Origin of the sequence: Aeromonas sp. S16(2024) (assembly GCF_041403065.1) — a bacterium.
Taxonomy (GTDB): Bacteria; Pseudomonadota; Gammaproteobacteria; order Enterobacterales; family Aeromonadaceae; genus Aeromonas.
The window spans coordinates 41,881-62,748 of the sequence record NZ_JBGLQX010000003.1; the positions used below are offsets into that span (position 1 = coordinate 41,881).

The 20,868-nt window shown below is 59.9% G+C and carries 20 protein-coding genes and 1 pseudogene; 3 read left to right on the forward strand and 18 right to left on the reverse strand.

Annotated features, from left to right (window positions below; genetic code table 11):
• The first annotated feature begins 12 nt into the window (after positions 1–12).
• A complete protein-coding gene (gene rsmF, locus ACB030_RS03300; protein ID WP_371157990.1) occupies positions 13–1,443 on the forward strand; it encodes a 16S rRNA (cytosine(1407)-C(5))-methyltransferase RsmF in 1,431 nt (476 codons plus the stop codon).
• Positions 1,444–1,664: 221 nt separating this feature from the next.
• On the opposite strand, the gene ACB030_RS03305 is transcribed toward rsmF, so the two are convergent.
• The 16 genes from ACB030_RS03305 to ACB030_RS03380 all read right to left on the reverse strand — a co-directional run bounded on the left by ACB030_RS03305 (position 1,665) and on the right by ACB030_RS03380 (position 14,832).
• Positions 1,665–1,952 (reverse strand): RepB family protein, encoded by a 288-nt coding sequence (locus tag ACB030_RS03305; protein ID WP_371157992.1) that lies wholly within the window; start codon positions 1,950–1,952, stop codon positions 1,665–1,667.
• Between the two features lie 226 nt (positions 1,953–2,178).
• Positions 2,179–3,207 (reverse strand): tyrosine-type recombinase/integrase, encoded by a 1,029-nt coding sequence (locus ACB030_RS03310; protein ID WP_371157994.1) that lies wholly within the window; start codon positions 3,205–3,207, stop codon positions 2,179–2,181.
• 287 nt (positions 3,208–3,494) lie between these two features.
• Positions 3,495–4,274 (reverse strand): TatD family hydrolase, encoded by a 780-nt coding sequence (locus ACB030_RS03315; RefSeq protein WP_371157996.1) that lies wholly within the window; start codon positions 4,272–4,274, stop codon positions 3,495–3,497.
• 18 nt (positions 4,275–4,292) lie between these two features.
• Positions 4,293–5,240: a DNA polymerase III subunit delta' gene (holB, locus tag ACB030_RS03320; RefSeq protein ID WP_371157998.1), complete on the reverse strand. Its 948-nt coding sequence runs from the start codon at positions 5,238–5,240 to the stop codon at positions 4,293–4,295.
• Positions 5,225–5,851 carry a dTMP kinase gene (gene tmk, locus ACB030_RS03325; protein WP_371158000.1) on the reverse strand — a complete coding sequence of 209 codons (627 nt, stop codon included), beginning with the start codon at positions 5,849–5,851 and terminating at the stop codon, positions 5,225–5,227. Before tmk ends, holB begins: the two co-directional genes overlap by 16 nt.
• Positions 5,851–6,852 (reverse strand): endolytic transglycosylase MltG, encoded by a 1,002-nt coding sequence (mltG, locus tag ACB030_RS03330; RefSeq protein ID WP_371158002.1) that lies wholly within the window; start codon positions 6,850–6,852, stop codon positions 5,851–5,853. Before mltG ends, tmk begins: the two co-directional genes overlap by 1 nt.
• A complete protein-coding gene (pabC, locus tag ACB030_RS03335) occupies positions 6,842–7,648 on the reverse strand; it encodes an aminodeoxychorismate lyase (RefSeq protein ID WP_371158004.1) in 807 nt (268 codons plus the stop codon). The genes mltG and pabC overlap by 11 nt, the downstream gene beginning before the upstream one ends.
• A gap of 67 nt (positions 7,649–7,715) precedes the next feature.
• Positions 7,716–8,957, reverse strand: coding sequence for a beta-ketoacyl-ACP synthase II (gene fabF, locus ACB030_RS03340; RefSeq protein WP_371158006.1), 1,242 nt, complete (start codon positions 8,955–8,957; stop codon positions 7,716–7,718).
• An 82-nt stretch (positions 8,958–9,039) separates the two neighbouring features.
• Complete coding sequence (gene acpP, locus ACB030_RS03345) at positions 9,040–9,276, reverse strand: acyl carrier protein (RefSeq protein ID WP_005300909.1); 237 nt, start codon at positions 9,274–9,276, stop codon at positions 9,040–9,042.
• A 157-nt stretch (positions 9,277–9,433) separates the two neighbouring features.
• On the reverse strand, positions 9,434–10,168 hold the full coding sequence (gene fabG, locus ACB030_RS03350; protein ID WP_025326981.1) for a 3-oxoacyl-ACP reductase FabG: 735 nt from the start codon (positions 10,166–10,168) through the stop codon (positions 9,434–9,436).
• Between the two features lie 13 nt (positions 10,169–10,181).
• Positions 10,182–11,117 (reverse strand): ACP S-malonyltransferase, encoded by a 936-nt coding sequence (gene fabD / locus ACB030_RS03355; protein WP_205641755.1) that lies wholly within the window; start codon positions 11,115–11,117, stop codon positions 10,182–10,184.
• 67 nt (positions 11,118–11,184) lie between these two features.
• Positions 11,185–12,144 (reverse strand): beta-ketoacyl-ACP synthase III, encoded by a 960-nt coding sequence (locus ACB030_RS03360; protein WP_139434511.1) that lies wholly within the window; start codon positions 12,142–12,144, stop codon positions 11,185–11,187.
• Between the two features lie 6 nt (positions 12,145–12,150).
• A complete protein-coding gene (plsX, locus tag ACB030_RS03365) occupies positions 12,151–13,170 on the reverse strand; it encodes a phosphate acyltransferase PlsX (RefSeq protein WP_371158009.1) in 1,020 nt (339 codons plus the stop codon).
• Between the two features lie 9 nt (positions 13,171–13,179).
• Positions 13,180–13,347, reverse strand: a complete 168-nt coding sequence (gene rpmF, locus ACB030_RS03370) for a 50S ribosomal protein L32 (protein WP_005300935.1) — start codon at positions 13,345–13,347, stop codon at positions 13,180–13,182.
• A gap of 20 nt (positions 13,348–13,367) precedes the next feature.
• Entirely contained in the window at positions 13,368–13,889 is a 522-nt protein-coding gene (gene yceD / locus ACB030_RS03375) for a 23S rRNA accumulation protein YceD (protein ID WP_025326977.1), read from the reverse strand.
• A gap of 289 nt (positions 13,890–14,178) precedes the next feature.
• Positions 14,179–14,832, reverse strand: coding sequence for an START domain-containing protein (locus ACB030_RS03380; protein ID WP_371158012.1), 654 nt, complete (start codon positions 14,830–14,832; stop codon positions 14,179–14,181).
• 162 nt (positions 14,833–14,994) lie between these two features.
• Between ACB030_RS03380 and ACB030_RS03385 the strand changes: the two genes are divergently transcribed.
• The gene (locus ACB030_RS03385) at positions 14,995–15,576 is read left to right on the forward strand and encodes a nucleoside triphosphate pyrophosphatase (protein ID WP_371158014.1); all 582 of its coding nucleotides are present in this window, start codon (positions 14,995–14,997) and stop codon (positions 15,574–15,576) included.
• 81 nt (positions 15,577–15,657) lie between these two features.
• On the opposite strand, the pseudogene ACB030_RS03390 reads toward ACB030_RS03385, so the two are convergent.
• A pseudogene (locus ACB030_RS03390) lies at positions 15,658–15,729 on the reverse strand (HAD family hydrolase); the annotation flags it as partial.
• On the reverse strand, positions 15,729–16,673 hold the full coding sequence (rluC, locus tag ACB030_RS03395; RefSeq protein WP_205641759.1) for a 23S rRNA pseudouridine(955/2504/2580) synthase RluC: 945 nt from the start codon (positions 16,671–16,673) through the stop codon (positions 15,729–15,731). The gene rluC and the pseudogene ACB030_RS03390, both read right to left, overlap by 1 nt.
• Before the next feature lie 413 nt (positions 16,674–17,086).
• Between rluC and rne the strand changes: the two genes are divergently transcribed.
• Positions 17,087–20,305, forward strand: a complete 3,219-nt coding sequence (gene rne / locus ACB030_RS03400) for a ribonuclease E (RefSeq protein ID WP_371158016.1) — start codon at positions 17,087–17,089, stop codon at positions 20,303–20,305.
• Positions 20,306–20,868: the final 563 nt, after the last annotated feature.

Here is a 20,868-nt window from a genome sequence, read left to right on the forward strand (position 1 = left end):
CGAGACGGCACTGTGCACGACAATACCTACCTTCCCGAACACTTCCTGCGTCATATCGCGGACATCATGCCGGCCCATCTCTCCATGGATGCGTTCGTTGCGAGCTGTCGGCGGCCGCTGCGGCGCAGCATCCGGGTCAACACCCTCAAGATCTCCGTGCCCGACTTCGTGACACGCATGGCGCCACTGGGCTGGCAGCTGGATCCCGTGCCCTGGTGCGAGACCGGCTTCTGGCTGACCCGGGCCGACGAGAGCGTGCCCCTTGGCAACACCGCCGAACACCTGTGCGGCCTCTTCTACATCCAGGAGGCGAGCTCCATGCTGCCGGTGACGGCGCTCTTTGCCAGCGAGCGGATAAAGCACGATGGCATGCTGCTGGATGCGGCGGCTGCGCCCGGCTCAAAGACTACCCAGGTTGCGGCCCTGATGGACAACCAGGGCATGCTGGTTGCCAACGAGTTTTCCAGCAGCCGGCTCAAGGTGCTGAGCGCCAATATCCAGCGCTGTGGCGTGACCAATGTGGCCATGACCCATTTCGATGCCAAGGTGTTTGGCCAGTGGTTGCCGGAAACCTTCGATGCCATCCTGCTCGATGCCCCCTGCTCGGGGGAAGGCACGGTGCGCAAAGATGAAGATGCCCTGCGCAACTGGAGTCTCGAGAGCATCGAGGAGATTGCCGCTGTGCAGCAAGGGCTGCTGGAGAGTGCCTTCCACGCCCTCAAACCCGGCGGCGTGCTGGTCTACTCCACCTGCACCCTGAGCCTGCAGGAGAACCAGGCGGTTTGTCAGTCGCTGCAAGACAAGTTCGGCGACGCCCTGAGCGTCGACTCCCTGGCTGACCTCTTCCCGGGTGCCGGGCAGGCCTGCACCCCAGAGGGTTACCTGCATGTCTGGCCCCAGATCTTCGACAGCGAGGGCTTCTTCGTCGCCAGGATAAGCAAGCATCACTCAGTGCCCAACACCATGTTCAAGCCGGGCAAGCTCGGCAAGTTCCCCTTCTCCCCTCTGCCGGTGAAAGAGGCAGAGCCCATGTTGCGAGAAATAGAGGCGAGCTTCGGGGTCGCTGCGCGGGGTCAGCTGTTTGGTCGCAATGACGAGATCTGGCTCTTCCCCCACGCCTTCGAGCAGGTGCAGGGCAAGCTGCGCTTCGATCGCATCGGCATCAAGCTGGCGGAAACCTTCAAGAAGGGTTATCGCCTCACCCACGAATGGGCACTGGCCTACGGCAGCCTGGCCACCCGGGGATGTGTCGAGCTGGATGCCGCCAACGGGCGTGAATTCATGATGGGGCGGGATGTCTGGCCCGAGCTGGTACCGGGAACGGGGGAAGTGATCGTCCGCTATCAGGGGCACCCGCTTGGAATGGGGAAATGGGTGGGGAGCCGCATCAAGAATGCCCTGCCCCGTGAGCTGGTGCGGGACAACAACCTGTTCAATGAGTGAGATGCCGGCGGCCATTTCAAGGACTGACACCTGTTCGAGTCTGGAAAACCCACACTCTGGTTGAACTTTTAGTCACTTCTTGAAATGCCTCGCGCCTTGTCTAAGCTTAAGGCAATCCGCCTATCAATTAGCGCACGGCTCTGCAAGGAGCCAATTCCCCTATGCCAGGTACAAGGAATTCGTACCTGGCTTTTTTTATTCCCACGATGTGCTCACTCTGCTCAATCTATGGTGTCCGCCCGGGATTGCTCTCCATGATGAGCGTGCTGGTCACTGTGCTCTTCAACATATTGCGGCACCAGCTCGTGCTGATAGAGCAAGTCGATCGCCTGCTCGATCAGGGAGGCTTGATTGTCTTCCAGGTGCTGACTTAGCTCCTGCAACCGCTCGGCGTGGCGATTGCTGATCCAGCATTGCAGCCTGCTGTGAGTTTCCTGCTTGCGTTTCACGTGTTGGCGTTGCCGCTCGGCATTGTCTTGCGCCACATTCATCTTCATTTCCTGGCTCATACGTACCTTGCTAACTAAGAGAGTGGAACTTGTTATCTCTCACCTCTGCTCGGCAGGAGGGCGCTGGAATGACACTCCCCTGCCAGGGGTGAGAGCCGCCGCCTGTGCCTGGCTCTTTTCCCTTCATGGTACTGACGCTTCACCGGCACTGCTTCGGGGGGCGATAAATATATCATCAAATCAATCAGATGGTATTTAACATAAAAAACAACGTAGCGCAGTTATATTACAACAGGCCTGCGAGGGCATGATCGGAGAACTTGTGCGCATCGTCGAAATACTCCTGCAGGGTACGCATGTCCTTGTGCCGTGTCACCTCGATGATCTTGTTCATGGGCTTGCCCGCGGTCACCGCCGAGGTGATGAAGCCTCGGCGCAGGCTGTGGCCACTGACATAGAGATCATCGATGACCTGGCCGGTTCGCCGCTTGATCATCAGGTTGATGCCCTGGGGTCCGAGTGGCTCAGACATAAGCTGACCCCAACGGTTCATGCGGCGAAACAGCGGCCCTTGGCTTATGCGGCTTGCTTTCAACCAGCGGCTGAGGGCGGTCACCGGGCAATAGTGCTTGCCAGGAATGAGCGCGATTTCGGTTTCATGGAGCTGATGCTTGCTCGGCTTGAGCCGAAGCCGGATCCCCTGCCCCACGAAGTCGAGATCGCCCACCTCGATGCGAGCGGCTTCTGAGCGGCGCAGGGCGCCGCTGAACATCAAGAGCAGCAAGGTGAAATCCCGCAGCCCCGCCAGGGTGGAGGTGTCTATCTCGTCGAGCACCCGGGTCAGGGGTTGCAGGGTCAGGGCTCCCGTCTTGCGTTTGCGGTTATCACCGAGGCGCACTATGCCCCGCATCATCTCCTTTATTTCCGCATGCTCGGTCGGCATGGGATGAATGCCCTTCTGCTTGAAGGCATAGCGGATGCCGGCGAGCCGCCTTACCAGGGTGGCCGGTTTTCGAGGCTCCCCGTTGCGCAGCTCCCCCTTCCCCTCCTCTTTATCCAGCCATACCCAGTCCGCCAATATGCCGTCGGCCTGATCCGCCAGAAAGTTCATGATGTCGTGATGACTGGTTTGCAGCGGATCCAGCCCATGCAACTGGCACCAGAATACGAAGATACGGGTATCGGCCTGATAGGCATTGAGGGTGGAATCCGCTTTTGCGCTGCGCAGGAAACGCCGCGCCCGGCTATTGAGCGCAGGATCGAATACAGTCTGCAGTGACTGATGAGCAGGAGGTGAAATGGTTGGATAGGCCACGTAAGTCTATGATTCGATATGGAGTTTAGGAGGATCTTACAGGATCTTTCAGATCCATCAAGTATCGATAATGAATATTATCGATACTTATAGGGTATTGATTCAATGCCTCCAGCCTCCCGGGGATAATAAGCAGACTTACTCTATATCCGAAGAAGATGTTTTCCAGAAGATGGTTCCGTATCGGATATTGCGTGAGAGATAACGAGCTGGGTGATTGATATTGCCGGGGGTAATCAGGCTGATGATTTTAAATAAAGAGCCCCGTCTGTCGGGGCTCTTTATGATTATTTCTTCGCCAGTTTGAATAGCTCAAAGAAATTGTGGCTGGTGGCCTCTGCCAATTCGGCTAAGGGTATCTGCCGCAGATCGGCAATAAATTGCGCGACGTCTCGCACGAAGGCGGGCTCGTTCTCCCTCCCCCGGTGAGGAACAGGGGCAAGATAAGGAGAGTCCGTCTCGATCAGCAATCGCTCCAGTGGCAATGCCTTGACCACGGCCTGCAGTGCCGAAGCATTCTTGAAGGTGGCTATCCCCGAGATGGAGATGTAAAAGCCCATCTCCATGGCGGCCTGAGCCATCTCGAGGGATTCGGTGAAACAGTGCAGCACGCCTCCCACCTGTTCGGCCCCCTCTTCGCGCATGATCTGCAAGGTGTCTTGCTGGGCATCCCGGGTGTGGATGATGAGGGGCTTGTTCAATGCCCGGGCTACCCGGATGTGTTCCCGGAAGGAGGCTTGCTGTACTTCCTTGTTTTCCGGCGAATAGAAGTAGTCGAGCCCGGTTTCGCCTATGGCCACCACTCTCTCATCCGCCGCCTGGGTCAGCAGCAAGGGGGCATCCACACCGGGATCCTGATTGAGCGGGTGGACACCACAGGAGGCAAACACCTGGGGATAAGGGGCGATCGCCGCCAGCATGGACGGGAACTGCGCCTGCGTCACGCTGACGCAGAGAAAATATCCCACGTCCAGTTTCGTGGCCTTGGCCAAGACATCGGCCATGTCGATCTGCTTGCTGCCGTAGCTGAGACGGTCGAGATGGCAATGGGAATCAACGAGTAACATAGACAACCTTGTATCTTGTCATAACCAGCGACTGAGCCAGTTCATCAGATGGATGGTGGGATTGGAGAGCTGACCCGGCTGGCAGGCGGCTTTCAGGGCGACGAGCTGCTGCTCCGCCTCCAGCAATCTTTCGCTGGAGTGGCGCTCGGCCAGTTGCTCGCTGAGGGCGGCCAGATCCGGCATCGCCAGCTGGTGATGACCACAGCCCGCCTGGGTCTTGAGGGCATCGCACAGGAAGAGTTGCAACCAGTGCAACCTGATCTGGCTCTCCTCCGCCAGCTGGGAGCAGACACTCGCCGCCCGGGTCGGCGTCTGCGACAGGGAGACGAAGCTCTCGAGCAGCATCCGTCTGGCCCCATCCTGCTGCTCTTCGATGTAGCTCAACACACGAAGTGGCGCCCCCTGACAGATCCGCACCTGGGCCTGAGTGGCCTGATGACCCTGTTCACTCAACCAGCGTAGTGTCTCCCCCTCCGTCGGCAGCTGACAGACATGCTTGTGACAACGGCTGAGGATGGTGGGCAGCAGGCGGGAAACCTGAGATGCGATCAGCAGCAGCAGACTGTCGCCGGCCGGCTCTTCCAGGGTTTTCAGCAGGGCGTTGGCGGCGGACTCCGTCATCCGCTCCGCGTCCGGAATGATCACCACCTTGCCGCGCCCCAGCTGGGAGGTGCTCTGCAGGCGGCCGCAGATCTCGCGAATCGCCTCGACCCCTATGCTCTTGCTGTCGGCGCTTATGGTGCCGAGATCCGGATGATGGCCTTTGTCGAACAACTGGCAGGCGTGGCAGTGACCGCAGGGCTCTCCGCGATCCGGCTGCTGGCAGAGGTGCAGGCGCGCCAATCGTTCCGCAAGCTGCTCCTTGCCAAGGCCGGGATCCCCGAGCAGCAGCCAGGCGTGGCCCAGGCGACCGGCCTGGGCGGTCTGGCTCAGGGCCTGCCAATCCGGGATCAGCCAGGGATACATAGGGTGCTGTCCAGTGCAGCTTCGATGGCGGCCTTGACCCTATCCGGCGTCTGGCTCGCGTCGATCACCAGTATGCTGTCATCCTTGGCCGCGAGTTCCAGGTAGCGGGCGCGGGTGCGCTCAAAGAAGCTGAGTTGCTCCAGCTCAATCCTGTCGAGCTCGCCGCGATGGCGAGCACGTTGCAGACCGAGGGCGGGATCGATGTCGAGGTAGAGGGTCAGATCCGGCTTGAAGTCGCCGAGCACCGCCTGCTTGATGGCACCGATGAGCTGGGCATCGATGCCACGACCACCGCCCTGATAGGCCTGCGAAGAGAGATCGTGGCGATCCCCCACCACCCAGATGCCCTCGGCCAGCGCCGGTTTGATCCGGGTCTCCACCAGTTGCACCCGGGAGGCATACATCAGCAGCAATTCGGCTTCTATGGTGAGGCGCTCGTCGTGCACCTCCTTGACGATGGCGCGCATTCGCTCCGCCAGGGGGGTGCCACCCGGCTCACGGGTGCACTCAATCCTGTCGATGCCGTGGGCATGCAGATAGTCGGTCACATAGCGCACCGCGGAGCTCTTCCCTGCCCCTTCCAGTCCTTCAATCACGATAAATTTAGACATTAGGGTTTCTTCAATATGAATTCGCGAACCGCCCGATTGTGTTCATCGAGGGTCTTGGAGAAATAGTGGGCACCGCCCCCCTTGGCGACGAAATAGAGATAGTCGGTCGACTTGGGGTTGAGCGCCGCCTCGATGGAGGCCTTGCCCGGCATGGCGATGGGGGTCGGCGGCAAGCCATCGATCACATAGGTGTTGTAGGGGTTCACATCGGTGAGATCGCTGCGGCGAATATTGCCATCGTAGCGATCCTTCACCCCGTAGATGACGGTGGGATCGGTCTGCAGCTTCATGCCAAGGCGCAGCCGATTGACGAACACGGAGGCGATCTGCGCCCGCTCATCCGGTTGGCCCGTCTCTTTCTCGATGATGGAGGCCATGATGAGCGCCTCATAGGGCGTCTTGTAGGGCAGATTGGCCTGCCGCGTCTGCCAGCACTCCTGCAGGAAGGTCTTCATGTCCTGATAGGCGCGGCGCAAGATGGAGATGTCGCTGGCATGGGTGGTGTAGGCGTAGGTTTCCGGCAGGAACCAACCTTCCAGCTTGCCGTTGTCGATGCCAAGCTCCTGCGCCAGCTCGGTCTCGCTCTGCTCCACGGTCAGCCGCTCCAGGTAAGGGGCGCTCGAGAGCTGCTTCAACCAGTCCTCGAAACGGGAACCCTCGACAAAAGTCAGGCTGAAATGAAACTCCTTGCCGGAGGCAAACAGGGAGAGGGTCTCCTTGAGCGGGGCTCCTTCCTTGATCTCATAGGTACCCGACTTGATGGCGACCAGTTCGGGGTGGCCACGCAGCCAGAGCCGCACCGCCCAGGGGCTGGTTTCCCCCTCCCCCAGTTCGGCAATCAGGCGCGCCGCATGGGCGCCTTTTTCGACGGTAAAGAGGCGCGTCGGCCCCTTGTTGGTGAGCGTCTCCACCTGCTGCCATTTGTAATATACATAACCCCCGGCGACGGCAACGGTCAGGGCTGCCCCCGCGAGCAGGGTGTAGAGCCGATTAAACTTCAATGACCAAACGCTCCTGTAAACGGCGGATCAATACCGGGCTGGGATATTGCATATCCCCAATGCTGGTGACCGGCACTATGCCCATCAGGGTATTGGTCAACCAGACTTCTTCGGCCTGCCACAGTGACTCCAGCGGAGCCTCCACGACACGCAGTTCAATGCCCATCTGTTTAAGCATCATGATCACGCGCTTGCGCATGATGCCATCTATCCCTGCGCGGGTGAGATCCGGTGTGAACACCGTCTTGCCACGACGCCAAAACAGATTCGCGCTGACCCCTTCTACCAGAAATCCACGGCTGTTCAAGACTATACCTTCGACCCCACCCCGTGCGGCAAGTTCGCTCTTGAGCAGAACTTGTTCCAGACGGCCCAGGGTCTTGAGCCCTGCCAACATGGGCGCATCGCCGAGTTGCTGGTGACAGACCAGGGTGGCGATGCCGTTTTGCTGCCAGCCAAGGTAGTGGTCCGGGTATGGTGACAGGGAGACGATGCGGGTAGGCGTATTGCATCCCGCGCCGTCATAGCCCCGTCCCCCACTGCCACGGGTCAGCACTATCTTGGCGACAGCCTGCGTCTGCCCTGCTGCCACTTGCGCCACTTCGGCGGCCAGAGTATCCCAGGGAAGCTCCGCAAATCCGAGTCTGGCGCAGGCAAGTTGCAACCTTGCCAGGTGTGCCGGCCACCAGATCACCTGCCCCTGCTTCACCAGCATGGTGGTGAAATGGCCGTCCCCGTATGCCAGCCCTCTGTCTCTGGCGGACACTGCTTCTGTCGGTATTCCATTAATCAGCAAGGGGATCCCTCCGATAAAAAAGGCCCGATACAGTCGTATCGGGCCTTATCATTTCGCCCAAAGCGAATTATACGCGTTTGAAGATCAGGGAGCCATTGGTGCCGCCGAAACCAAACGAATTGGAGAGGGCATATTCAAACTGGCCGGGTTTGGCCACATGGGGCACCAGATCCAGATCGCACTCCTCATCCGGGTTGTCCAGATTGATGGTGGGCGGTGCCACCTGATCACGCAGGGCCAACACAGTGATGATCGCCTCGATGGCCCCCGCCGCCCCCAGCAGGTGGCCGGTCATGGACTTGGTGGAGCTGATCATCAGGGCGCTGGCATGATCGCCAAACACCTCTTTCATGCCACGCAGTTCGGCCACATCACCCAGCGGGGTGGAAGTGCCATGGGCGTTGATGTAACCGATCGCCTCCGGCGCTATGCCGGCATCCTTGATGGCATTTTTCATGGCGCGAGCGCCACCGTTGCCATCGGAGGGAGGCGCCGTCATGTGGTAGGCGTCGCCGCTCATGCCAAAGCCAACCAGCTCGGCATAGATCTTGGCGCCACGGGCCTTGGCGTGTTCGTACTCTTCCAGCACCAGTACCCCGGCGCCATCACCCAGCACGAAACCGTCGCGATCCTTGTCCCAGGGACGGCTCGCCTTCTGCGGTTCGTCGTTACGGGTAGAGAGCGCCTTGGCCGCCGCAAAGCCGCCCATCCCCATGGGGGTGGAGGCTTTCTCGGTGCCGCCGGCGACCATCACGTCCGCATCACCGTAGGCGATCATCCGGCCAGCCATGCCGATGGCGTGGGTACCGGTGGTGCACGCCGTGGTCACGGCGATGTTCGGGCCTTGCAGCCCCTTCATGATGGAGAGATGACCGGACACCATATTGATGATGGTGGATGGCACGAAGAAGGGGCTCAGCTTGCGCGGGCCGCCGTTGATGAGGCTGCTGTGGTTCTGCTCGATGAGACCCAGACCGCCGATGCCGGAACCGATGGCCACGCCGACCCGCTCCGCATTCTCTTCGTTGATGACGAGGCCGGAATCATCCAGTGCCTGCACCCCCGCCGCCACGCCGTACTGGATGAAGAGATCCATCTTGCGGGCTTCTTTGCGGTTGATGCCGTATTGTTCGGGATCGAACTCTTTGACCAGGCCTGCGAAACGGGTCGCAAACTCGCTGGCATCAAAGTGATCGATGAGAGAAATGCCGCTCTGCCCGTTGAGCAGGGCTTGCCAGCTGGATTCGGCAGTGTTGCCCACAGGGGAAAGCATCCCCAGGCCGGTTACCACGACTCTGCGTTTTGACACTGAGCTAGTCTCCGAGAGGTATTTTGAAAGGGAGTAAACATAAAAGAAGCGGCCCTTGGGCCGCTTCTTTCAGAACAGGAACTTATTCCTGATTAGCGGTGATGTAGTCGATAGCCGCTTGAACAGTGGTGATCTTCTCGGCTTCTTCATCAGGAATTTCGGTATCGAATTCTTCTTCCAGCGCCATTACCAGTTCAACGGTATCCAAAGAGTCAGCGCCCAGGTCGTCGACGAAGGAGGCAGCGTTCTTGACGTCTTCCTCTTTAACACCCAGTTGTTCGATGATGATTTTCTTTACGCGTTCTTCGATGTTGCTCATGACCTGAATTTTCCTTTAAAAATACGCTATTGCGTCTGGTTGGGGTAGTGTATTCAATTGACGTGAGTTTGCAAGTGACTTGCCGCTGGTCAAACCACGAAATTCGCCAAACTTCGGCGTACTATCGCAAATTTGAACAGATCTCACGACAAATTGATTACACCATGTACATCCCGCCATTAACATGCAGGGTTTCGCCGGTGATATAGGCAGCGTCGTCAGACGCCAAGAATACCACAGCGGCAGCAATTTCTTTCGGATCACCCAAACGGGCGGCAGGCACCTGATTCATGATGCCGGCACGCTGTTCTTCATTGAGCGCCTTGGTCATATCGGTTTCGATGAAACCGGGGGCCACCGCATTCACCGTGATGCCACGGGAAGCCACTTCACGGGCCAATGACTTGGTAAAGCCCACCAGGCCCGCCTTGGCGGCAGCATAGTTGACCTGACCGGCGTTGCCCATGGTACCGACCACGGAACCTATGCTGATGATGCGACCATGGCGCTTCTTCATCATGGCACGCAACACCGGCTTGCTCAGACGGTACAGGGAGGTGAGATTGGTGTCGATGATCTCGTTCCACTCGTCATCCTTCATCCGCATCAACAGGTTATCGCGGGTGATACCGGCGTTGTTGATCAGGATGTCGATGTCGCCAAAGCGTTCCTTGATGGCGGCAAAGACGGTTTCGATGGATTCCTGGCTGGTCACGTTCAGTGCCATGCCGCAGCCCTGCTCGCCCAGATAGGCGCTGATGGCCTCGGCACCGCTCTCGCTGGTCGCGGTTCCCACCACTTTCGCGCCACGGGCCGCAAAAGTCTCGGCAATCGCACGACCAATGCCACGGCTGGCGCCGGTGACCAGCACAACTTTATCGGTAAAACTCATGACTTGCTCCTGTTTATTTGACTTGGGCCAGCGCCTGCTCGAAAGAGGCGGCATCGTTGGCGTGAATGCCTTCCACGCGCGGATCGATGCGCTTGGCCAGCCCGGTCAACACCTTGCCCGGTCCCATCTCGATCTCGAGGGTGACGCCGTCGTTTGCCATCCGCTCTACCGTCTCGGTCCAACGGACCGGGCTGAACAGCTGGCGCACCAGGGCTTGCTTGATGGCGGCCGGATCCTGTTCACAGGAGACGTCGACATTATTGATGACTGCGATGGTTGGAACCTTGATCTCGATCCCATCCAGCGCGGCGGCCAGTTTTTCGGCTGCGGGTTTCATCAGGGCGCAGTGGGAAGGCACCGAGACCGGCAGCGGCAGTGCACGCTTGGCGCCTGACTCTTTCATCAGCACGTTGGCACGCTCGACTGCTTCCTTGTGACCGGCGATGACCACCTGGCCCGGGGAGTTGAAGTTGACCGGAGAGACCACCTGGCCTTGCGCCGCTTTCTCGCAGTTGGCGGCGATGGAGTCGTTGTCCAGACCTATGATGGCGGCCATGGCGCCGGTGCCTTCCGGCACGGCTTCCTGCATGGCGAGGCCACGCAGCTCGACCAGCTTGACCGCATCGGCAAAGGCCAGGGCGCCGCTGCACACCAGGGCGGAATACTCGCCCAGGCTGTGGCCGGCCATGACGGCGGGGGTTGCCCCACCCTGCTGTTGCCACAGGCGCCACAAAGCGACGGAGGCGGTCAGCAGTGCTGGCTGGGTGCGCCAGGTCTTGTTCAGATCCTCGGCGGGACCGTTCAACACCAGGGCAAACAGGTCATAACCCAGCACCTGGCTCGCCTCGGCGAAGGTCTCTTTAATCACGGCGTGTTGCTCGGCGAGCTCCGCCAGCATGCCGACGCTCTGGGAGCCTTGTCCCGGGAAGGCAATGGCAAATCGGGTCATCATTGATTCCTTTAAGGTAAGACGAAATCGGTAAGCGGGCGCCCGAGACTCGCGGCGCCGCTTGGTATCAGAGGCGAACCAGCGCCGAACCCCAGGCGAAACCGCCGCCGAAGGCTTCCAGCAATACTAGCTGGCCCGGTTTGATACGGCCGTCACGTACCCCTTCATCGAAGGCGATGGGCACGGAGGCGGCGGAGGTGTTGCCGTGGCGATCCAGGGTCAGGATCACCTTGTCGAGCCCCATGCCGAGTTTCTTGGCGGTGGCGTTGATGATGCGGAAATTGGCTTGATGCGGGACCAGCCAGTCCAGCTCGCTCGGAGCTATGTTGGCGGCAGCCAGGGTCTCGGTCACGATCTCGCTCAGGCGCGTCACCGCGACCTTGAAGACATCATTGCCCTTCATGTACATGTAGGCTTCGAGCTCGGCCCCCGGCATGCCACGACGAGGCTGCGGCAACTTGAGCAGTTCGCCATAACGGCCGTCGGCATGGAGGTGGGTGGAGAGGATACCGGGGGTCTCGCTCGCCCCTATCACCACGGCACCGGCCCCATCACCGAACAGTATGATGGTGCCCCTGTCTTCCGGATCGCACATGCGGGAGAGCACGTCGGCACCGACCACCAGGACGTGGCGAGCGGCGCCGGACTTGACGAACTGATCGGCAATGGAGAGCGCATAGGTGAAACCGGCGCAGGCCGCCGCCACGTCAAAGGCCGGGATCCCCGGAACCTCGAGCAGCCCCTGCAGTTCGCAGGCCGCAGCCGGGAAGGCGTTCTCGGCGCTGGTGGTCGCCAGCACTATCATGTCCAGATCGGCGGCAGTCAGACCCGCGGCATCCAGCGCCCGCAAGGCCGCCTGATGAGACAGGGTTGCGACGCTCTCGTCGCTCCCGGCGATGCGGCGTTCACGGATCCCGGTACGTTCCACGATCCACTCGTCACTGGTTTCAACCATCTGCTCAAGATCGGCGTTGGTACGAACCGAACTCGGCAGATAACTGCCAGTACCCAGAATTTTGCTATGCATAGAGTTTTATAAATCCCTGTCGGAAAAGACAGATTCAAGGCGATCTGCAATTTGCAATGGAAGTTGGTGTTTGGCTTCTTGTGCGGCCAGCAGAATCGCATGACACAGAGCGCGGCGCTCGGCCCGCCCATGGCTTTTTACCACAATGCCGCGCAATCCTAACAGACTCGCGCCATTATACTGGTCGGGGTTCAGGTAAGAAAAACGCCGTTTGAACATAAATCCGGCGAGTCGACCAAGAAAACTGCGTTTTTTGCGAGGATATCCCGCCAGTTCGGCCATCATCCGCACCACGCCCTCGGCGGTCTTGAGCGCCACATTGCCGACGAAACCGTCACAGACGATGACGTCGCTGTCACCGCTGAAGATCCTGTCCCCCTCGATGAAACCGACAAAATTGAGCGCGGCGCACTGGCGCAACAACTCGGCACTGTGGCGTACCAGGTCATTGCCCTTGATCTCCTCCTCCCCCACGTTGAGCAGCGCCACCCGGGGGGATGCTATCCCCTCGACCTGCTCGGCCACGACGGAGCCCATCACCGCAAATTGCAGCAAGGTGTCGGCATCGCAGCTCACGTTCGCCCCCAGATCCAGCATCACTGTGCGTTTGCCGCTCAATGTCGGCAGTGCCTTGATGAGGGCGGGCCTGTCGACCCCGGGCAGGGATTTGAGCACACATTTGGCCATGGCCATCAGGGCACCGGTATTGCCGGCACTGACGCAGGCATCGGCCTCACCGGCTTTCACCAGATTGAGCACAATCCGCATGGAGGAGTCTTTCAGGGTACGCAGCGCCACGATCGGCTTTTCGCCCATGCCGACGACCTGGGATGCATGTACGAGACGAACGCGGGGATGAGTCAGCAAGCCATGTTGCTGCAACAGAGGGGCGATCAGGTGTTGGTCACCGACCAGAACAAGATTTAGTTGAGGCAGAAGAGACAGTGCCTGCACGGCGGCAGGCACTGTTTCAGAGGGGCCAATATCTCCCCCCATTATGTCTAGCGCGACAGTTTGCGTAGACAAAGGCAATCCTTAAGCGATTACCTTTTTACCGCGGTAGAAACCATCGGCAGTCACGTGGTGACGACGATGAATTTCGCCACTGGTCTGATCAACAGTCAGGGCTGCAGTGGTCAGCGCATCGTGGGAACGACGCATGCCACGCTTGGCGCGGGTTTTACGGTTCTGTTGTACGGCCATGGTAGGCTAACTCCTAAAATTCACTTACGTTTGAGCTCTTCAAGAACTGCAAAGGGATTCGGCCGCTCATCAGCAGGCTCGATGTCACCCCAAGTCATTTCCATGTTTCCTCTGGGGCAGACATCCATGGGATGCATGGCCACCTGAGGCAACGAGAGGATGAGTTCATCCTCCAGGATTTGATGAAGATCTATCTCGCCGTTTTCGTCCAATTCAATGGGCTCATAAGCTTCCGGCAGCTCTTCCTCGTTTGTTCTCTCGAACAGCGGAGTGTAAATAAAACTAGCTTCACAAAGGTGCTCGAAAGCCTCTCCACAACGCTGGCAAACCAGGTCAACCTTGGCATGGGCAGTGCCTTTCATAACGGTCAACTTCTGGACATCTTTGCCAAACTGCAGAGTGACGTCCACATCACTTCGCAAGCCTTCGGTTGATGCTTCCAGTCTGGGCATCTGCGACTTTTCCACTATCCCGACATAATCGAGTAGCTTCAAGGCATTACGGACTGGATCAACCTTAACGGGCAACTTCACCTTTTGCATAGGGCGCGAATATTATAGGTCCAACAAGGGATAGTCAAAGGAAAAAGTCCTTACCGCCGATGATTTTACCTGCACAAGCCCCTGCATGCTGGAACTTGTGTTCATCGGTGGCCGATTATGCCATAAACCGCGGGATCCCGCACAGGATCCTGTGCCGTCATCCCCCTTGGTCAGGAACTCGGGGTCAATGCGCCCTTTATGCCGTTGTACGCCCCTCCCCCATCAAGTGCCCCGCGCACCAAGTACCCGGCTTGACTGTCCGTTCCTTGCAGAGCCTCCATTGCCGGATTCAGGGCGAGGCAAGGCAGCCTCCGCCACCGAGTAACAGTTGCCGAGGTGCGGCTCTGGGTTGGGCCTCCATCAGGCGGCGTATGGCCTGAAAGCTGCCCAGCGCCGCCTTGATGGTCATCGGATTGACCAGCCAGCCCGGCAAATGGCTGCCCGGATTGGTATGGCTTTCGAGCCTGACCAAGGTGGTGCCATCGCGTTGTGGCAGCGCCTCCCAGCGACCGGCACTCTCCCTGATCCGGTACAGGCCCGGGCGGGGCGCCAGGGCGTCCGGCTCGGCCCACACCTCCAGCACCAGCGCGCAGCCAGCCCGCCGGCTCAGGTGGGAGCGCGTGATCAGCTCCCTGTCCTGCACCGGCCAAGGGGACGCCAAGCGGGTGTAAACCAGGTCATCATCGGTGCCGGATCTTGCCAGCAGCCGCACCTCGCGACTGGACGGCAACCACTCCCGATGGCGCGCCGTGTCTCGCAGCACGGCCAGCAACGCCATGGGATCCGCCTTGACCCGCATCTCCAGGCGTAAGGCCAGAAAGGGGGACGGAGGGCGCGCCTGGGTCCAGAGCTGTACGCCGCCCTCCCCCTTCTCTGGCTGCCACTCCTGTCCCCAGCTAGCGAGGGAGAGCAGCATCAGGGCCAGTACACCGTATCTTGTCATGTCGCACTCCTGCCTCATCAAGCGGTGTCATCGCCGTTCTCGGGTCGCCAGCATGCATGTTGTTATAAGCCAAAGCCGCGCGCTGGCGCTCGGGTGGTTTGCGTGGGCCTTCTGCCACAGTTAGAATCAACCAATTGATTTATAAATGGATATCATCAACATATGCACACGCCCTTGATCCTCGCCTCCACTTCCCGTTATCGCAAGTCGCTGCTGGAAAAACTCGGCCTGCCGTTCCAATGTGCCTCTCCGGAGGTCGATGAAGCCGCTCTACCCGGGGAGTCGGCCGACGCACTGGTCAGCCGCCTGGCTCATGCCAAGGCGAGCGCCATCGCCCACCAACATGATCAGGGGTTGATCATAGGCTCGGATCAGGTGTGCGTCTGTGACGGCCGCATCCTCGGCAAGCCGGGCACTGCGGATAACGCGGTGGCGCAGCTGATGATGGCCCAGGGCAAGAGCATCACCTTTTATACCGGCCTGTGCGTACTCGATGCCGCAAACGGCCGGGCCGAGCAGCTCGTGGAGCCCTTCACCGTGCATTTTCGCTCCCTGGACGAGGCGGCCCTGCGCCGTTATGTGGCGGCGGAGCTGCCCCTCGATTGCGCCGGCAGCTTCAAGTGTGAGGGCATGGGGATCATGTTGTTCAAGGGGCTGGAAGGGCGGGATCCCAACGCCCTGATCGGCCTGCCCCTGATCGGCCTGATCGAGCTGTTGGCGCGCCACGGCCTCAATCTGCCCTGATCCTTGGCAGGAAGCAGAAACAACAATGGGAGCCAAGGCTCCCATTGTTGTCTTAGTGTTCATCAACCCTGTGCGCACTCAGGCGACGATCCGCCCCACCGAATCCATCAGGATACAGTCCCAATCGAAAATGGCGAGTCGGATGCGCTGCATCAGCGTGCCAGCTTGTTCAGGAAGGCATCGAGCTCGGGGGCGAGCGGCGCTTCCACCTGCATCTCGCGATCATCAGCCGGATGGGTGAAGCTCAGCTTCCAGGCGTGCAAAAAGAGGCGCTTGAGCCCCAGGGTTCGCATCTTCTCATCGAAGGCCGACTCACCGTATTTGTCATCACAGGCGATGGGGTGACCGGCGTGCTGGGTATGAACCCGGATCTGGTGGGTGCGACCGGTGATCGGGCTGCATTCCACCAGGGTGGCTTCGGCAAATTGACGGGCAATCCGGAAACGGGTCTCGGAGGGCTTGCCGTCACTGCTGACCCGCACCACCCGCTCGCCGGATTGCAGATCGTTCTTGCGCAGCGGCGCATTGACCACCTTGACGTGTGACTGCCACTGACCGCGCACCAGCGCCAGGTATTGCTTGCGCATGGTCTTGACCCGCAGCTGCTCGTGCAGGCTGCGCAGGGCACTGCGCTTCTTGGCGACCAGCAGCACGCCGGAGGTGTCGCGGTCGAGCCGGTGTACCAGCTCCAGGAAGCGGGCTTCCGGGCGCAGGGCGCGCAGCCCCTCGATGACCCCAAAGCTCAAGCCGCTGCCGCCGTGCACCGCCATGCCGGACGGCTTGTTCAGCACTATCATGGCCTCGTCTTCAAACAGGATCTGGCTCTCCAGACGCTGGATGCTGCCGAGGTTGGCAGAGGGCAATTCGTTCTTCTCGGCCACGCGCACGGGGGGCACCCGCACCTCGTCGCCGGCGCAGAGTTTGTATTCCGGTTTGATGCGTTTCTTGTTGACGCGCACCTCGCCTTTGCGAAGGATGCGATAGATCAGGCTCTTGGGGACGCCCTTTAACTGAGTCTTGAGAAAATTGTCGATGCGCTGCCCTTCATGCTCAGCTTCGATGGTGAGCAGCTGCACTTGTTGATGTATCTGTGTCATGGCGCGGATTTTAACACCGCCGACAGCCCTTGGCTGCATGCTTTGTTAAAAAATGGCGTCTTGCTATAAAAGTGGTTTAAATGGGATAATAAACAAGGTTTTGTCATTGTGTTCAAGCCTTGTACTAAGTGGCCAAAAAGTATGCCACCCAATCCCGAAACACCGTGTATACAAGAACATGACGGTTCCCGGGTGCGAGGTACAACGCATGGAGAACGCAAACAGAACCGATTTAATTGTCTCCACACCGGTATCCTTAATTCATGCCTTCTCGAGAAGGCCGAACCAGAGTGCCCTTAGTTTGCGCCTCATGCATGTCCCAACCGGGAGGTTGCCCAAGCATGCTGAAGACCCGAGGCCGGCACCGGCAGGATCCTGTGGAGGAATCAAAATGACAAAATAATGAGAACTCAATGAAAAGAATGCTAATCAACGCGACTCAGGAAGAGGAGTTGCGCGTAGCGCTGGTTGACGGACAACAGCTCTACGATTTGGATATTGAAAGTCCGGGACACGAGCAGAAAAAAGCGAACATTTACAAGGGTAAGATCACCCGCGTAGAACCCAGTCTTGAAGCTGCTTTTGTTGACTATGGCGCCGAGCGCCACGGTTTCCTGCCGTTAAAGGAAATCGCCCGCAATTACTTCCCCTCCGGTTACTCCTATCAGGGTCGTCCCAACATCAAAGAAGTGGTCCGCGAAGGCCAGGAAGTGATCGTCCAGATTGACAAGGAAGAGCGTGGCACCAAGGGTGCAGCCCTCACCACCTTCATCAGTCTGGCCGGCAGCTACCTGGTGCTGATGCCGAACAACCCCCGTGCTGGCGGCATTTCCCGTCGTATAGAGGGTGACGAGCGGACCGAGTTGAAAGAAGCCCTGAGCGGACTGACAGTGCCTGACGGCATGGGCCTCATCGTGCGTACCGCCGGTGTGGGCAAATCCCCGGAAGAGCTGGAATGGGACTTGAACGTTCTGCTCAACCACTGGGATTCCATTCATAAGGCGTCACAGGACCGTACCGCGCCCGTGCTTATCCACCAGGAGAGCAACGTCATCGTGCGCGCCATTCGTGACTATCTGCGTCGCGATGTGGGCGAGATCCTGATCGACAATCCGGTCATCTTCGAGCGTGCCAAGTCGCACATCGAGCTGGTTCGCCCCGATTTCCTCAATCGTGTGAAGCTGTACAAGGGTGATGTCGCCCTGTTCAACCACTTCCAGATCGAGAGCCAAATCGAGTCTGCCTTCCAGCGTGAAGTGCGTCTACCCTCCGGCGGCAGCATCGTCATCGATCCGACCGAAGCGCTGACCTCCATCGATATCAACTCCTCCCGCGCCACCAAGGGCGGCGATATCGAAGAGACGGCGCTGCAGACCAACCTGGAAGCGGCCGACGAAATTGCCCGTCAATTGCGTCTGCGCGACCTGGGGGGCCTGATTGTCATCGACTTCATCGACATGACGCCGGTTCGCCATCAGCGCGAAGTGGAAAACCGTCTGCGTGAAGCTGTCCATCAGGACAGGGCCCGCATCCAACTGGGCCGGATCTCCCGTTTCGGTCTGCTGGAGATGTCTCGCCAGCGTCTGCGTCCCTCCCTCAACGAGTCCAGCAGCCACATCTGCCCCCGTTGCCAGGGTCAGGGTGTCATCCGTGACAACGAATCCCTCGCCCTGTCCATCCTGCGTCTCATCGAAGAAGAGGCCATGAAGGACAACACAGAGCAGGTTCACGGCCAGGTGCCGGTCGATGTTGCCGCCTATCTGCTCAACGAGAAGCGTGCCTCCATCGCCAGTCTGGAGCAGCGCAATGATGTCCGTGTTTACATCATTCCGAACCAGCATCTGGAAACCCCGCACTACGAAGTGACCCGCATCCGTCAGAACGAGATCCCGGAAGCGGCCAGCTACGAGCTGAAAACCGAGATTGCCAAGCCGGTCTACCAGCCCAAGCAGGCTCAGGTGATCGAGCGTGAACAACCGCTGCTGCAAGGCTTCGTCCAGGCGCCTCAACCGGCCGCTCCTGTTGCCGCCCCAGCCCCAGCCCCCGTCGCAGCAGCGGCACCGGTCGTCGCCGAAGCGGGTCTGTTTGGCAAGCTGTTCAAGGCCATCTCAGGTCTGTTCGGCTCAGATGCAGCCCCGGCACCAGTGAAAGCGCCTGCCGAGAAACCGGCTGCACAACGGGAAGCGCGCAAGGATGAGGGTCACCGTCATCAGCGTGACGACACCCGCAGCCGTGGCCAGCGTGGTCGTCGCGATGACAACCGCAGCAACCGCAACCCGGCAGACGCCGGCGAGAAGCGTGAAGGCGCCGCCAACCGCGAGGGTGGCGAGAGCCGCAACCGTCGTCAGCGTAAAGAGCGCGAGCCTCGTCAGGAGCGTGAAGCCCGTGGTGAAGTGCGCAGCGAACAGCGCATGGAACGTGAGCCCCGTGAAGCACGCAACGAGCCGCGCGTGGATCGCGAACCCCGTGAGCCCCGTCAGGAACGTGAACCTCGCGCCCCGCGCCCGGCTCGCGAACCCCGTGCCCCGCGCGAGCCCCGTGCCGAGGTCGTGGTTGAAGCGGTAGAAGCCGTCGAGACCGCCGCCGTCAACGCCGAGCCGCGTCAGGAAAAAGAGCAGAAAGTGGCCGAGCGCCGCGAACGTCGCCAGTTGCGCAAGCAGGTTCGGGTCGATGTCGCCGCCACCGACACCCCTGCCCTGCCGGTGGACGAACAGGCCCATGACCAAGTCGAGACAACGGCCGTGGTCGGTGAGCAAGAGGAGCAGACCGAAGGTCAGCGCCGCTCTCGCCGTACTCCGCGCAGCCAGCGGATCGAAGGCCAGCGTCGCAAGCGCATCAACGAAGATGCCCGTGGCCAGCGCGATGATGAACCTCAGGCCGAAGTGCAACTGACCACAGCCGCTCAGGCGGACGCTGCTCAGGTGAAGGTGGAAGAGCCCGCCGTGCCTGTCGTCACCATCCCGAGTGCCGAGGCCGTTGCCGCCGCGCTGCAAGCCTCTGCCGCTCTGACCGAGCACGTGGTCGCCGAAGCCGTGGCCGAAGAGGCTCATGAGCAGGCTCAAGCGGCTGTGGCTGCCGTCGCCTCCCCTGTGGTTGCCGAGGTGGTTGAAGCTCCCGTTGCAGTCAACGAAGCTCCTGTTGCCGTTGAAGTAGCCCCGGCTGCTATCGAAGTGGCACCTGCCGCCATCGAGCCGGCCCCGGTTGCCATCGAAGCAGCTCCTGCCGTTGTCGAGCCGGTGACCGAAGTGGTTGCCGAGGAGGCTCAGGTCGTGGTCGAGGCCAGCACTGCTGACCAGGCTGTGGTAGAAGCCGCCCCCGTTGTGGTGGAGCCGGCGCCTGCCCCGCAAGCCGAGGAAGTGGCTCCTGCCGCCGAGCCTGTCGCCCCTGTGGTCGCACAGCCCGAGCCTGTCGTCGCCCCGGCCACCAAACCGGTTGCCAAAGGCGCTGGCGTACTGGCTCGTGCCCGCAAGGCCTCTGCCCCCATGGCAACGCCGGCAGCAGTGCCAGCACCAGCTCCCCGTGAGCCGGTTGAGCAGGCCCCGCTGGAGCGCAGTGAAGTCGCGAGCTCAGGCCGCCACGGTGGCAGCACAGCCGCCGTCAATGTAGCAACCAGCCCGGCGGGTCGTCCCTGATCCTCTAGCTTGTCTGGTCTGATAAAAAGAGCCACACCTTGTGTGGCTCTTTTTTTTTGCCTGACAGTTTGGCCAGCCCCTCAATCCCCTGTCCCCTCCTCTTCTTGCTCTTTGCAGGGAAGATAAGCGACAAACCAAGCTGACTCGGGAACCGGAACACTCTGTCAGCCTCTCCTCTTCGTATCTTGCCTTGCCGCAATTAGACCCCAGGAACCATGCCTGGGAGCGTCGCCCTTGCTCCCGCCGCCATGCAGGCCCTCTTGTTTATCGTGCAAAGCACAGCCGGTCACGGGCCAAGCAAGGCATCCCGCAACACGACCAGGAGTGATGGCAGTCACACCGACACCGAGCGGCGGACATCATGAGCGGATGCATTCAAGGAATGACGAGAGAGCATAGCCCTGATGAGAGGAGGAGACGATGGCTTAGCCCCCGACCTCAAGACAGGCGGGATGGGCTGCGGTCACCTCCTTCTGATGACAAGGAGGGTAAATGAGGAAGAGGAAAGCTGGCAGGGATCTATCAGTGAATGAACACTCTTGTTTGATGGCATATAAGGAGTG

Coding starts and splice junctions, on each gene's coding strand:
- rne (WP_371158016.1), top strand. CDS start 17,087: ATGAAAAGAATGCTAATCAACGCGACTCAGGAAGAGGAGTTGCGCGTA.
- acpP (WP_005300909.1), bottom strand. CDS start 9,276: ATGAGCAACATCGAAGAACGCGTAAAGAAAATCATCATCGAACAACTG.
- rpmF (WP_005300935.1), bottom strand. CDS start 13,347: ATGGCCGTACAACAGAACCGTAAAACCCGCGCCAAGCGTGGCATGCGT.
- tmk (WP_371158000.1), bottom strand. CDS start 5,851: ATGTCTAAATTTATCGTGATTGAAGGACTGGAAGGGGCAGGGAAGAGC.
- fabG (WP_025326981.1), bottom strand. CDS start 10,168: ATGAGTTTTACCGATAAAGTTGTGCTGGTCACCGGCGCCAGCCGTGGC.
- rluC (WP_205641759.1), bottom strand. CDS start 16,673: ATGACACAGATACATCAACAAGTGCAGCTGCTCACCATCGAAGCTGAG.
- ACB030_RS03315 (WP_371157996.1), bottom strand. CDS start 4,274: ATGTTACTCGTTGATTCCCATTGCCATCTCGACCGTCTCAGCTACGGC.
- holB (WP_371157998.1), bottom strand. CDS start 5,240: ATGTATCCCTGGCTGATCCCGGATTGGCAGGCCCTGAGCCAGACCGCC.
- ACB030_RS03385 (WP_371158014.1), top strand. CDS start 14,995: ATGCACACGCCCTTGATCCTCGCCTCCACTTCCCGTTATCGCAAGTCG.
- fabD (WP_205641755.1), bottom strand. CDS start 11,117: ATGACCCGATTTGCCATTGCCTTCCCGGGACAAGGCTCCCAGAGCGTC.
- ACB030_RS03305 (WP_371157992.1), bottom strand. CDS start 1,952: ATGAGCCAGGAAATGAAGATGAATGTGGCGCAAGACAATGCCGAGCGG.
- ACB030_RS03380 (WP_371158012.1), bottom strand. CDS start 14,832: ATGACAAGATACGGTGTACTGGCCCTGATGCTGCTCTCCCTCGCTAGC.
- ACB030_RS03360 (WP_139434511.1), bottom strand. CDS start 12,144: ATGCATAGCAAAATTCTGGGTACTGGCAGTTATCTGCCGAGTTCGGTT.
- yceD (WP_025326977.1), bottom strand. CDS start 13,889: ATGCAAAAGGTGAAGTTGCCCGTTAAGGTTGATCCAGTCCGTAATGCC.